Annotated in this window: 17 protein-coding genes; 11 read left to right on the forward strand and 6 right to left on the reverse strand. The window is 68.7% G+C overall.

What is annotated here, in order from left to right; genetic code table 11:
* Positions 1–6: 6 nt before the first annotated feature.
* The 3 genes from NS1_RS35860 to NS1_RS35870 all read right to left on the reverse strand — a co-directional run bounded on the left by NS1_RS35860 (position 7) and on the right by NS1_RS35870 (position 2,501).
* On the reverse strand, positions 7–543 hold the full coding sequence (locus NS1_RS35860) for a DMP19 family protein (RefSeq protein WP_062991792.1): 537 nt from the start codon (positions 541–543) through the stop codon (positions 7–9).
* 11 nt (positions 544–554) lie between these two features.
* On the reverse strand, positions 555–1,109 hold the full coding sequence (locus NS1_RS35865; RefSeq protein WP_062991856.1) for an isochorismatase family protein: 555 nt from the start codon (positions 1,107–1,109) through the stop codon (positions 555–557).
* 78 nt (positions 1,110–1,187) lie between these two features.
* Positions 1,188–2,501, reverse strand: a complete 1,314-nt coding sequence (locus NS1_RS35870; protein ID WP_062991794.1) for a nicotinate phosphoribosyltransferase — start codon at positions 2,499–2,501, stop codon at positions 1,188–1,190.
* 61 nt (positions 2,502–2,562) lie between these two features.
* Between NS1_RS35870 and clpS the strand changes: the two genes are divergently transcribed.
* From clpS to rdgB, 10 genes are all read left to right on the forward strand, one after another.
* Entirely contained in the window at positions 2,563–2,910 is a 348-nt protein-coding gene (clpS, locus tag NS1_RS35875; protein WP_056817816.1) for an ATP-dependent Clp protease adapter ClpS, read from the forward strand.
* A gap of 22 nt (positions 2,911–2,932) precedes the next feature.
* Positions 2,933–3,502 carry an oxidative stress transcriptional regulator AosR gene (gene aosR / locus NS1_RS35880; RefSeq protein WP_062991795.1) on the forward strand — a complete coding sequence of 190 codons (570 nt, stop codon included), beginning with the start codon at positions 2,933–2,935 and terminating at the stop codon, positions 3,500–3,502.
* Between the two features lie 45 nt (positions 3,503–3,547).
* On the forward strand, positions 3,548–4,606 hold the full coding sequence (locus tag NS1_RS35885) for a P1 family peptidase (protein WP_062991797.1): 1,059 nt from the start codon (positions 3,548–3,550) through the stop codon (positions 4,604–4,606).
* 205 nt (positions 4,607–4,811) lie between these two features.
* The gene (locus tag NS1_RS35890; protein ID WP_056817810.1) at positions 4,812–5,225 is read left to right on the forward strand and encodes a M67 family metallopeptidase; all 414 of its coding nucleotides are present in this window, start codon (positions 4,812–4,814) and stop codon (positions 5,223–5,225) included.
* Between the two features lie 37 nt (positions 5,226–5,262).
* Complete coding sequence (locus NS1_RS35895; protein ID WP_062991799.1) at positions 5,263–5,538, forward strand: MoaD/ThiS family protein; 276 nt, start codon at positions 5,263–5,265, stop codon at positions 5,536–5,538.
* Between the two features lie 4 nt (positions 5,539–5,542).
* A complete protein-coding gene (locus tag NS1_RS35900; protein WP_062991801.1) occupies positions 5,543–6,505 on the forward strand; it encodes a PLP-dependent cysteine synthase family protein in 963 nt (320 codons plus the stop codon).
* 71 nt (positions 6,506–6,576) lie between these two features.
* The gene (locus tag NS1_RS35905) at positions 6,577–7,263 is read left to right on the forward strand and encodes a rhomboid family intramembrane serine protease (protein ID WP_082844349.1); all 687 of its coding nucleotides are present in this window, start codon (positions 6,577–6,579) and stop codon (positions 7,261–7,263) included.
* Positions 7,264–7,332: 69 nt separating this feature from the next.
* The gene (locus NS1_RS35910) at positions 7,333–8,097 is read left to right on the forward strand and encodes a cyclic nucleotide-degrading phosphodiesterase (protein ID WP_062991803.1); all 765 of its coding nucleotides are present in this window, start codon (positions 7,333–7,335) and stop codon (positions 8,095–8,097) included.
* 74 nt (positions 8,098–8,171) lie between these two features.
* Positions 8,172–8,936, forward strand: a complete 765-nt coding sequence (rph, locus tag NS1_RS35915) for a ribonuclease PH (RefSeq protein ID WP_062991805.1) — start codon at positions 8,172–8,174, stop codon at positions 8,934–8,936.
* A gap of 2 nt (positions 8,937–8,938) precedes the next feature.
* Positions 8,939–9,544, forward strand: coding sequence for an RdgB/HAM1 family non-canonical purine NTP pyrophosphatase (gene rdgB, locus NS1_RS35920; RefSeq protein ID WP_062991807.1), 606 nt, complete (start codon positions 8,939–8,941; stop codon positions 9,542–9,544).
* A 73-nt stretch (positions 9,545–9,617) separates the two neighbouring features.
* Here rdgB and NS1_RS35925 read toward each other — a convergent pair whose 3' ends face one another.
* From NS1_RS35925 to NS1_RS35935, 3 genes are read right to left on the reverse strand one after another with little or no spacing between them, the layout of a single operon-like run.
* Positions 9,618–9,995 carry a DUF3817 domain-containing protein gene (locus NS1_RS35925; RefSeq protein WP_157125582.1) on the reverse strand — a complete coding sequence of 126 codons (378 nt, stop codon included), beginning with the start codon at positions 9,993–9,995 and terminating at the stop codon, positions 9,618–9,620.
* On the reverse strand, positions 9,992–10,420 hold the full coding sequence (locus NS1_RS35930; RefSeq protein ID WP_056817865.1) for a hypothetical protein: 429 nt from the start codon (positions 10,418–10,420) through the stop codon (positions 9,992–9,994). Before NS1_RS35930 ends, NS1_RS35925 begins: the two co-directional genes overlap by 4 nt.
* A gap of 52 nt (positions 10,421–10,472) precedes the next feature.
* The gene (locus NS1_RS35935) at positions 10,473–11,456 is read right to left on the reverse strand and encodes a GlxA family transcriptional regulator (protein WP_218020008.1); all 984 of its coding nucleotides are present in this window, start codon (positions 11,454–11,456) and stop codon (positions 10,473–10,475) included.
* Positions 11,457–11,558: 102 nt separating this feature from the next.
* On the opposite strand from NS1_RS35935, the gene NS1_RS35940 reads away from it, so the two are divergent.
* A complete protein-coding gene (locus NS1_RS35940) occupies positions 11,559–12,491 on the forward strand; it encodes an NADP-dependent oxidoreductase (RefSeq protein ID WP_062991809.1) in 933 nt (310 codons plus the stop codon).

A 12,491-nucleotide genomic window follows, 5' to 3' on the forward strand; every position in this document is an offset into this window, starting at 1 on the left:
GCCCGCTCAGGACTCGCGGACGAAGTCGTCGATGTGGTCGCGGACGTAGTCCATGACGCGCTGTTCGAAGTCCTGGGGTTCGTTGATGTCGTAGATCTCGTCGGGGTCCTCGGCGCGGTCCCCGGTGGGGCGGCGGATCTGGTCGGGGGTGGCGAGGGTCTGGTGTTCGTCTTCCCAGAAGCGGTCGAGGTCGTCGTTCGGGGAGCTGAGGGAGGCGTCGCGGGCGGCGATGATGGCCGCGGCGGCCAGTTGGGGCATGCCCGCTGCTCGCAAACCCCTTGTTGCCCAAGGGAGTTCACTGCGGCGGGTTTTCAGGTAGCCCGAGAATCCGGCGTCGAGGACGCTGGTGTGCAGGCTCGACAGGGCCAGTAGATGTGAGAAGGCCGGGGGGAGCTTGCCGAACGCGCCGATGCCGAGGAGTTGGAGATCGTCGGTGGCCGGGTTCGACCAGAAGACGGTGTCGGCGGCGTCGTGGATGCTGTCGGTCTCGGCGAGTGCCTTCGTCAGGGCGGATCGGGTGTGCGCCGGGAATCGATAGTCCATGCGGCAAGTATTCAGGGGCGCAGGCGCACGCCCGCATCGCGGAGGGTGGCCAGGGCGGATTCGGTCGTGTCGGGGGCGACGCCCGCGGTGAGGTCGAGCAGCACGGTGGTGTCGAATCCGGCGTCGGCGGCGTCCACCGCGGTGGCTCGGACGCAGTGGTCGGTGGCTATGCCGACCACGTCGACGGCGTCGATATTGTGGGCGCGCAGCCAATCCGTGAGGGAGGTGCCGTCCGCTGCCGCGCCTTCGAATCCGGAGTAGGCGGCGGTGTATTCGCCCTTGGAGAAGGTTTCCTGGATGGGCGACGTGTCGAGCGCCGGGTGGAAATCGGCGCCGGGGGTGCCCACTCGGCAGTGGGGTGGCCACGAGTCGACGTAGTCGGGCTCGGTGGAGAAATGGGGGCCGGGATCGATGTGCCAGTCGCGGGTGGCTACGACCGCGTCGTACTGCTCACTTGCGACGAAGTCGGTGATCGCGGCGGCTACCGCCGCACCACCCGCTACCGCGAGCGAGCCGCCCTCGCAGAAGTCGTTCTGTACATCCACGATTATCAGGCCGCGTGCCATGTCATCCTCCACCTTGTCGACGCGCACCATTCTCCGCCGCGGATGGCGCGGCGGCCACCCTGTCCGAAGGCCGCGCGCTCAGCCCAGGAAAGTCGTCGGCACGGCGGGCTCGCCCGCGGAGAGTTTCAGTCCTTCCCATGGCAGGCTCACCAATCCGCGCGCGACAAGATCGCGACTTTGCGCCAGGGTGGCGACGCCGTCGACGACCTCGCCGTCGCGAACCAGCGGAATCTGCAACTCCCGCACCTGGAAACCGTTGGTAGCCGGTGCTTCTCCACCTTCGGGATAGACGATCTCCTCGACGATCGTGCCGGTGGCACGGGCCAATCGCACGGCCTTCTTGGTCCCGCCGCGCGACTGCTTGTGACTCGACCGTTTGGCGACCGGGATGCCGTCGACTTCGACCAGCTTGTAGACCATGCCCGCGGTCGGCGCGCCCGAACCGGTGACCACCGAGGTGCCGACGCCGTACACGTCGACCGGCTCGGCCCGCAGCGCCGCGATCGCGTACTCGTCGAGATCACCGGACACCACGATGCGCGTGCCGGTGGCGCCGAGTTCGTCGAGCTGGTCACGGACCTGTCTGGCCAACACGCCGAGGTCGCCGGAGTCGATGCGCACACCGCCCAGCTCGGGACCGGCCACCTCGATGGCCGTGGCGACGCCCCTGGTGATGTCGAAGGTGTCGACCAGCAGGGTGGTGCCGATGCCGAGCGTGTCGATCTGGCTGCGGAACGCCGCTGCCTCGTGTTCGCCGTCGGCGCCGCTGTGGAGCAGGGTGAACGCGTGGGCGCTGGTGCCCGCACCGGGCACGCCGAAGCTGCGCACGGCCTCGAGGTTGGAGGTGGCGTCGAATCCGGCCAGGTAGGCGGCGCGCGAACTCGACGGCGCGGCGAGTTCGTGGGTGCGCCGCGATCCCATCTCGATCATCCGCCGACCGGCCGCGGCGCTCACCATGCGGGCGGCCGACGAGGCGATCGCGCTGTCGTGATTGAAGATCGACAGTGCGAGGGTCTCGAGCAGTACGCACTCGGCGAAACTGCCGCGCACGGTCAGGATCGGCGAACCGGGGAAATACAGCTCACCCTCGGCATAGCCGTCGATATCGCCGGTGAAGCGATATTCCCGCAACCAGTCGACGGTGGCGGGGTCGAGGAACTTCGCGACCACGGCGAGCTCGTCGGCGCCGAAATGGAAATGGGTCAGCGCGTCGAGCAGGCGGCCGGTACCGGCGACGACGCCGTAGCGGCGCCCGTGCGGCAACCGCCGGGCGAACACCTCGAAGGTGCACTGTCTACGGGCCGAACCGTCGGCCAGCGCCGCGGCCAGCATGGTCAGCTCGTACTGGTCGGTCAGCAGCGCGGTGCTGGCGAACTCGTCACGGATCTGCACACCAGAAACTCTAGTCACCGCGGGTGTTGTTTCCTGTGGGCCTCGTCGTACCCTGGTTTTCATGGCCGTGTGCAATACCGTTCGGGCCGGCGCCGTCACCGACGCTGTGAACGCCGCACTGCCGGCACCGCAGGCGACGCCGGAGACTACGGAATACACCGAGATCCTGGAGGCCGAGGACAGGCCCTGGGTCACCGTCGTCTGGGACGATCCGGTGAACCTCATGCACTACGTCACCTACATCTTCCAGAAGCTGTTCGGCTACAGCAAAGCCAAGGCGACCGAGTTGATGATGCAGGTGCACAACGAGGGCAAGGCGGTGGTGTCCTCGGGTTCGCGCGACAAGATGGAGCAGGACGTGCGTCGATTGCACGCCGCGGGGCTCTGGGCAACCATGCAGCGCGACTGACGACCTGAGTAACCTGGGCCCTGTGCGTAAGTGGAGCAGGAAGAACTCACTGAGTGGCCTCAAGCTTCGATCCGAAATGGACGAGCACGAGGCCACCGTCCTCCGCTCCCTGATCGGCGCGGTGTCCGGACTGCTCAGCGACCGCGCCGCCGACGCCCCCGAGGACGAACTCGCCGCGCTCACCGGCCTGCGTACCGGCAACTCCACCCCGCCCGACGATCCGCAGCTGCTGCGCCTGCTGCCCGATTTCCACCGCGCCGAACCCGGTTCCCCCGATGCCAAGCGCGCCGATCTCAACAGTGCGCTGCGCAGCCTGCACGAGCCGGAGATCATCGACGCGAAACTCGCCGCGGGCCGGACTGTGCTCGACAGTTGCCCGGAAATGGGCGGCAAGATCGTGCTCACCCCCGAGCAGGCCGACGCGTGGCTGGCCGCGCTCACCGATGTCCGGCTCGCGCTGGGCACCCTGCTCGACATCGACGACGACACGCCCGACCATTTCGATCCGGAAGACCCGCGCGCGCCGCATCTGGACGTCTACCACTGGCTGACGTGGATGCAGGATTCACTGCTCCAGGCGCTGGCTCCCTGACCCTGTCGCGGTGCAGGGATTCGCTGATCAGACAAGGACGAGACAATGCGCAGCAGCCCCGGGGCACGCAACTCGATCACTGATGTCGCCGGGGTGCTGGTCGGGCATCACCAAGCCCTCGACGCCGAGGTCACCCTCGGCACCGGCGCCGCGACGGGCTGCACCGTGGTGCGGGCCCCCGGCGGTGCGACAGCTTCGGTCGACGTCCGCGGCGGCGGTCCGGGTACCAGGGAAACCGACCTGCTCGACCCCGCCAACACCGTCCGCCAACTCCACGCCGTGCTCCTCACCGGCGGAAGCGCGTACGGCCTCGCCGCCGCCGACGGGGTGATGCGCTGGTCGGAGGAACACGGCGAGGGCATTCCGATGGACCCGACCGACGCGAGTCGGGTGGTGCCGATCGTGCCCGGCGCGGTGATCTTCGATCTGCCGGTCGGTGACTGGGGCATCCGGCCCGACGCCGATTTCGGATATCGCGCGGCCGCGGCGGCGTCGACCGAGTTCGCCAGGGGCACCGCGGGCGCCGGCGTCGGTGCGCGGGCGGGCGCGATCAAGGGCGGAATCGGTTCGGCGAGCGTGGTTCTCGCGGACGGCCCAGGGGCCGGGGTGACCGTCGGCGCGGTGATCGTGGCCAATCCCGTCGGGTCGGTCGTCGATCCGCGCACCGGGTTGCCGTGGGGCGTCGGCACCGACGGACCCGACTTCTTCGGGTTGCGGCAGGGGACACCGGACGAGATCGCCGCACTGGCCGCGCTACCCGCGAAGAGCATGGTTCTCAACACGACGATCGGCGTGATCGCCACCGACGCCGCCCTCGACCCGGCCGGCTGTCGAAGGATGGCCGCCACCGGGCACGACGGACTCGCCCGGGCGATCCGACCCGTGCATTCCCCGCTCGACGGCGACACCCTGTTCGCGCTGTCCACCGGCGCGATCGAGGTCCCCCCGCTCCCGCTGCCGCCCGCGTTTCCCACTGATCTGCTGCTGCTCGACCAGTTGTGTACAGCCGCGGCGGTGGTCGTCGAGCGCGCCGTCGTCGACGCGGTGCTCGCCGCGACCTCGATCGCCGGAATTCCCGCCTACTACGACCTGTTTCCGCGCTGATCGGGCAGTCGTCGCCGCCCTCGGTCGGTGAGGCTGCGATGCAGCCCGAACCACCTGCGGACCAGCCCTTCAGCGACTTTCCGCGCCTGCGGTGACGACCCGTCCGGGACCGGAGTGCATGCCCCGCGGAATACCCGAATAGGGTGAGTCGTTGTCGAGGAAGGTGCTCGACAGCACGCAGGCAGGATGTGGAAAGGGTCGACAAGTGCTGGTGATCAGGGCCGATCTCGTTGACGCGATGGTGGCGCACGCCCGCGCCGACCACCCCGACGAGGCCTGCGGCATCATCGCCGGTCCCGAGGGCAGTGACCGGCCCGAACGCTTCGTCGAGATGGTCAACGCCGAACGCTCGCCCACCTTCTACCGGTTCGATTCCGGGGAACAACTGCGCGTGTGGCGCGCGATGGACGACGCCGACGAGGTGCCGGTCGTCATCTACCACTCACACACCGCCACCGAGGCCTACCCGAGCCGCACCGACATCTCCTACGCCGCCGAACCGGACGCGCACTATGTGCTCGTCTCCACGCGCGATCCGCAGTCCCACGAACTGCGCAGCTACCGCATCGTCGACGGCGAGGTCACCGAAGAACCGGTGCGCATCGTCGAGTCCTACTGAACCCGTCCGAGAAAAGTCACCACCCCGAGGAGTCCCCATGCCGGTAACCGTGTCCATTCCGACCATCATGCGCGGTATCACCGGAGGTGAGAAGCGCGTGCAGGGCGAGGGCTCGACGCTGTCGGCGCTCATCTCCGACCTCGACGCCAATCACCCCGGACTGGCCGAGAAGCTGCTGTCGGACGGCAAGCTGAACCGCTACGTCAACATCTACGTCGACGACGAGGACGTGCGCTTCTCGGGTGGTCTGGAAGCCGAGGTGCCCGCGGGCGCGTCGGTGACCATCCTGCCCGCCGTGGCCGGCGGCGCCTGACACCGTGGCCCGCTACGAATCCCTGATCGCGACGCTCGGCAACACCCCGCTCGTCGGATTGCAGAAACTATCGCCCCAATGGGACGGCGACGATCACGTGCGGCTGTGGGCCAAGCTGGAGGACCGCAATCCCACGGGGTCGATCAAGGATCGGCCCGCGCTGCGGATGATCGAACAGGCCGAGGCCGACGGGCTGCTCACCCCCGGGTGCACGATTCTGGAGCCGACCAGCGGCAACACCGGGATCTCGCTGGCCATGGCGGCCAAGCTCAAGGGTTACCGGATCGTCTGTGTGATGCCGGAGAACACCTCGGTGGAGCGGCGGCAATTGCTGACGATGTTCGGCGCCGAGATCATCGACTCGCCCGCGGCGGGTGGGTCCAATCAAGCGGTGGCGATGGCCAAGCAGATCGCGGCGCAGAATCCGGACTGGGTGATGCTGTACCAGTACGGCAACCCGGCCAACGCGCTCGCGCACTACGAGAACACCGGGCCGGAATTGCTGGCCGATCTGCCGGAGATCACGCACTTCGTCGCGGGGCTCGGCACCACCGGAACCCTGATGGGCACCGGTCGGTATCTGCGTGAACAGGTGCCCGATATCGAGATCGTGGCCGCGGAACCCCGGTACGGCGAGCTGGTCTACGGCCTGCGCAATATCGACGAGGGATTCATTCCGGAGCTCTACGACGAGAAAGTGCTGACCACCCGTTTCTCGGTGGGGCCCTACGACGCGGTGAAGCGGACTCGTGAACTGGTCGGCGAGGAGGGAATCTTCGCCGGGATCTCCACCGGCGCGATCCTGCACGCCGCGCTCGGCATCGCCAAGAAGGCACAGAAGGCTGGCAAACGGGCCGATATCGCGTTCGTGGTCGCCGATGGCGGGTGGAAGTATTTGTCTACCGGGGCATACGACGGCACGCTGGACGAAGCCGAGGAGAAGCTGGACGGGCAACTCTGGGCCTGACCGGATGCCGCCCGGCTTCGGTACGCTCTGGTCAACGGGCTGTTCGACAGTCCCTTGCCAGAGTGGAGGCGATGTCGGTGAGCGGTGGGGTGGGTGCCTCGTTCGATAACGCGAGTCCGAGCGTCGGTGCGTCGCGAGGCGGGTCGTGGATTCGCGCCGCGGTGGTGATTCTGGGCTTCGTGGGGTCGCTGTATGTGATCGAGGGCGTCGACATGGTGCTCTCCTACGATTCACCGCCCGGCGCGCCCGGCGAGCTGGACTCGGCGGGGATCGAACCGCGTGAGGTGGCCGGGCTCGACGGCATTCTCTGGGCGCCGCTGCTGCACGGCGGCTGGGACCATCTGTTCGCCAACACGCTGCCGTTGCTGGTGCTCGGGTTCCTCGTGTTGCTCTCCGGGATCGGGCGGGGGATCGCCGCGACGGCGATCATCTGGGTGATCGCGGGCGTCGGCACCTGGCTCACCGGGTCGACGGGGAGTGTGCATGTCGGAGCGTCGTCGATCGTGTTCGGTTGGCTGACGTATCTGATCTGCCGCGGGTGGTTCGCGCGCAACGTGGGCCAGATCGTGGTGGGGCTGGTGATCCTGGTGTTCTACGGCTCGATGCTGTGGGGCGTGCTGCCGAGCGACCCTCGAATTTCTTGGCAGGGACATCTTTTCGGGGCGGTGGGTGGAGTGCTCGCGGGCTGGGTACTCTCGTCAGATGAACGTCGACGCCGCCGTGGAGCATCGGTCGGCCGCGCAGCACCAACGCGGTAGCCGGGGATCCGGTCTGGAAATTGGGGGGATCCTGCATTGAGTACCAGCACGTCGTGGCAGCATGGGGGCATGCGCCTTACCGTCCTCGGGTGCTCGGGCAGCGTGTCCGGCCCGGACTCTCCAGCGTCGGGCTACCTGCTGACGGGCCCTGATATGCGGCCGACAGTCATCGACTTCGGCCCCGGGATCTTCGGCGCGCTGCAGAAGCACATGAACCCCGCCGATGTCGACATCTTCCTCACCCACCTGCACGCGGATCACTGCTTGGATCTGCCCGCACTGCTGGTGTGGCGTCGCTACCATCCGAATCCGCCGACCGGTAAGGCCCTGGTACGTGGACCGTCCGATGCGCCGTTGCGGATCGGAAACGCGTCCGCCGAGATCGGGGGCGAGACCGACGACTGGTCCGACGTGATCGACTCGCAGGCCTGGGTCGAGAACATGCCGATCCCGTTCGGTCCCGGTCACACGGTGGAAGCTCGGCGGATGTTCCACCCGCCGGAGTCCTACGGGCTGCGGATCACCGCTGCCGACGGTCGGGTCTTCGTCTACACCGGCGACACCGCGATGTGCGATGCCGTCGTCGAGCTGGCGCAGGGCGCCGACGTGCTGTTGGCCGAGGCGTCGTGGACCCATGATCCGGCGAATCGTCCTGCGGGAATTCATCTTTCGGGAACCGAGGCGGGCGAGATCGCGACCCGCGCCGGGGCGAAGGAGCTGTTGCTGACCCACATTCCGCCGTGGACTTCGCGCGAAGATGTGATCGCGGAGGCCAAGGCGGCGTTCTCGGGGCCGGTGCACGCGGTATCTCCAGGGGAGACGTTCGACCTGTAGGCGCGCGGGGATCCGCCGGCCGGGAACGCGGACCTGGGGTGGTCGGTGGCGCGGTACGGGTTAGTCTGTCCAGCGTGTCTAGACGAGCTGATGGTAGGGCGGATGACGAACTCCGCGACGTGAAGATCACTCGGGGTTTCACCACGCACCCGGCGGGTTCGGTGCTGGTGGAATTCGGGCAGACGCGGGTGATGTGTACCGCGAGCGTCACCGAGGGGGTGCCGCCGTGGCGCCGGGATTCGGGGTTGGGCTGGCTGACCGCGGAATACGCGATGCTGCCCGCTGCCACGCACACCCGCAGTGGTCGGGAGTCGGTGAAGGGCAAGGTCGGCGGGCGGACGCAGGAGATCAGCAGGCTGATCGGGCGTTCGCTGCGGGCCTGCATCGACCTGGCCGCGCTCGGCGAGAACACGATCGCGCTCGACTGCGATGTGCTGCAGGCCGACGGTGGCACCCGCACCGCCGCGATCACCGGCGCCTATGTGGCGCTCTGCGATGCGGTGACCTACCTGGCCGCCGCGGGCAAACTGGCTGACCCGCAGCCGATCTCGTGCATGATCGCCGCGGTCAGCGTGGGTGTGGTCGATGGGCGCGTTCGCCTCGACCTGCCCTACGAGGAAGACTCGCGCGCCGAGGTCGACATGAACGTGGTGGCCACCGACACCGGAACTCTGGTCGAGATCCAGGGCACCGGCGAGGGCGCGACGTTCCCGCGCTCGACCCTGGACAAGATGCTCGACTCGGCTTTCCACGGCGCCGAGCAGCTGTTCGCGATCCAGAAGGCGGCGCTGGCGCTGCCGTACCCGGGCGCCCTGCCCGAGCTGTCCGCGAAGAAGTAGCCGTGGCCGCGCGTGTGCTGGTCGCCAGCCGAAATGCCAAGAAGCTGAAAGAGCTTCGCCGAATTCTCGATGAAGCAGGCGTGGCCGGAGTCGAATTGGTGAGCCTGAACGAGGTGCCACCTTACGAGGAGGCGCCCGAAACCGGGGCCACCTTCGAGGAGAACGCGATCGCGAAGGCGCGTGACGGTGCCGTCGCGACCGGATTGCCTTGCGTGGCCGATGATTCCGGCATCGAAGTGGACGCGCTGAACGGAATGCCCGGCGTGCTGTCGGCCCGGTGGGCGGGTGGCCACGGGGACGATGCCGCGAACAACGCCCTGCTGCTGGCCCAACTCGGCGACGTCCCCGACGACCGCCGGGGTGGCCGCTTCGTCTCCACCTGCGCGCTGGTCCTGCCCGACGGCACGACCACGGTGGTGCGCGGCGAATGGCCGGGCGCCATCGCCCGCGAACCCCACGGCGACGGCGGTTTCGGCTACGACCCGCTGTTTCTCCCCGAGGGCGGCACCGGCAGCGCCGCCGAACTCACCCCCGCGGAAAAGGACGCGGTCTCCCACCGGGGCCGCGCCCTGACCCAGCTCATCCCCGCCCTGGCCGCCCTGGCCTGAGCTCGGGGAGCCGACCGTACAACGACAGCGCCGCCGCTCCGGATCACCGGGGCGGCGGCGCTTTTCGTCGAGGTCAGAGGCTGTACTGCTGCTTGATTTCCTTGGCGTTGCGGTGTTCGACGAAGAAGGACAGCAGGGGAATGGTGCCCGCGATGAGGGTGCCGACGGTGCGCCCGATGGGCCAGCGGACCTTCACGGCGAGGTCGGCGGTGACCAACAGGTAGGCGAAGTACACCCAGCCGTGCACGACCGCGATCCAGCTGGGGGTGTCGGCGCCGAAGCCGTATTTGGCGATCACCTCGACGGTGAGCAGCAGCAGCCACAGACCGGTGACCCAGGCCAGGACGCGGTAGCGCAGCAGGGCCGAGGCGATCTTGGCGGTGGGGGCGCTGCCCGTGGGGGCGGCGGAGTCGGTGTCCAGCGACGGTGCGGTGGTGTTGTTGTCGGTCACCCGGCATTCCTCTCGGGGGAGTGCAAGCCGGCGGTGCGGACCTGCGCATCGATGTCGCTGGCGTGCAGTTGCGCCAGGTACTGGTTGTAGGCGGCCGTTTCCGGGTCGTCGGACGAGGCGGCGGCGGGGCGTTCCGGCAGGATGCCCGCGGGGATCTCGCGCGGCGCCTCCGCTTTGCCCGGACGCGGCGGCGTCGGCTCGTCGGCCTCGCGTTCCAGCCGCACGAACCGCACATAGGCGAACACCGCGAAACCGGCGAACAGTGGCCACTGCAGCGCGTAGCCGAGATTCTGGCCGGTCCCCGACGACGATTCGTACCGCTCCCACTGCCACCAGGCCAGCGCCAGACAGCCCAGCGCGGCGACACAGACCAGCGCGATCAGAGCCGGACGATTGTGCGCCGGGCGAGGAGGTGGAACGGACACGCGCTCCACGGTACCCGCCTACTACAGGCTGCGTAGGAGCAGGTCGCGGTGCTCACCGCGCGGTCCTGGCGTGGAAGGTCTGGCGATAGGCGGTCGGGGAGACGCCGATGGTGGTGGCCAGGTGTTGACGCAGGGAGGCCGCGGTGCCGAGGCCCGCGTCGGCGGCGACGCGGTCGATGGGAAGGTCGGTGGCTTCGAGGAGGTGGCGGGCGTGGCCGACGCGTTGCTGAGTGAGCCATTGGCCCGGTGGCAGGCCGGTCTCCTCGCGGAAGCGGCGGCAGAAGGTGCGCACGCTCATCCGGGCGTGGGCGGCCAGTTCGGTGAGCGGGAGCGGGCGGTCGAGGTGGGTCATGGCCCAGGCACGGGTGGCCGCCGTCGTCGCGGTGGTCGGCTCGGGGATCGGGCGGTCGATGAACTGGGCCTGGCCGCCGTCGCGCCACGGCGGCACGATGCACAGGCGGGCGACGCGATTGGCGACCGCGCTGCCGTGATCACGCCGCAGCAGGTGCAGGCAGGCGTCGATGCCCGCGGCACTGCCCGCCGCGGTGAGGATGCGGCCTTCGTCGACGAACAACACAGCGGCATCCATCTCGACCTGCGGGAACAGGGTGCGGAACCGGTCTGCCTGCTTCCAGTGCGTGGTCGCGGGGCGGCCGTCGAGCAGGCCGAGAGCAGCCAGGACGAAGGCCGCGGTGCAGATCGAAACGATGCGAGTCTCCGGCCGCAGGCGTCCCAGCGCATCGGCCAGTCCGGCGGGCATCCACTCCTCCTTCGGTGCGTCGCACGTGGAGAACGGCGGAATCACCACGGTGTCGGCCTCGTCGAGCGCGCTGCTGTCGAACTCGACGGCGATCGTGAAATCGGCATTCGTCGACACCGGCGACCCGTCGAGGCTGCAGGTGCGCACGTCGTAGAGCGCGGCGCCGTCGGGATCTTCCGCGGTGCCGAAGATCTTGGCCGGGATCCCCAATTCGAACGGATAGACCCCGTTCAGTGCCAGAACCACCACGCGATGCATGGCAAGATTCTTGCACATATTGGTTTTCTTGCCACTCGTCGCCGTCTTGCCGACCCGGCATCGTGGTTCGCACACAGCCGGATCCTTTCGAAACGGCATGCGAGACAAGGGAGACGAGCGATGCGGGCAATCGGGCAGGACACCTTCGGCGGACCCGAGGTACTGCGGGTGATCGAGGTCGACAAGCCGACGCCGGGCCCGGGGGAAGTGCTGATCCGCGTCCACGCCGCCGGGGTGAACCCGACCGATTCATGGCACCGCGGCAGCGGTGGGCTGTTCGGCGCGATCATCCGGCTGGGCTGGGACGTGTCCGGCGTGGTCGAGGAGGTCGGCCTCGGCGTGACGATGTTCGCCCCCGGTGACGAGGTGTTCGGCATGCCGCGCCTGCCGCACGCCGCGGGCACCTACGCCGAGTACGTCACCGCGCCGGCCCGCCATCTCGCGCGCAAGCCGGCGAACCTCACCCACACCGAAGCCGGCGCGCTGGCACTCGTCGCGCTCACCGCCTGGCAGGCGCTCGTCGACACCGCCGACGTACGGCCCGGTCAGCGGGTGTTGATCCACGCCGGGGCGGGAGGCGTCGGCCACGTCGCGGTGCAGATCGCCAAGGCGCGCGGCGCGTATGTGATCGCCACGGCGCGCGCCGACAATCACGCATTCGTCCGTGATCTCGGTGCCGACGAGGTAATCGACTACACGACAACAGATTTCGTCGACGCGGCCCGCGACGTCGACGTGGTGGTCGACACCGTCGGCGGCGAATACGGCCCGCGATCCCTGCGGGTGCTTCGCCCGGGCGGGATCGTCGTATCGCTGGCTTCCCCGGCGGAAGCGGCCTTGGTCGAGCAGGCCCGCCCGCTCGGAGTGCGTGCCGGATTCATGATCGTCGAACCCGACGGAGCGAGCCTGCGCGCCATCGCGGACCTGGTCGAAGCGGGTGCGCTGCGACCCCACGTGGAGACCGTGCTGCCGTTGGACCTGGTGAGCAAGGCCCACGAGATCAGCGACAATCAGCGCACCCGCGGCAAGATCGTGCTCGCGGTGGTGGCGTGA

The sequence above is a fragment of the Nocardia salmonicida NBRC 13393 genome (assembly GCF_001613085.1).
In the GTDB taxonomy this organism is placed as follows: domain Bacteria; phylum Actinomycetota; class Actinomycetes; order Mycobacteriales; family Mycobacteriaceae; genus Nocardia; species Nocardia salmonicida.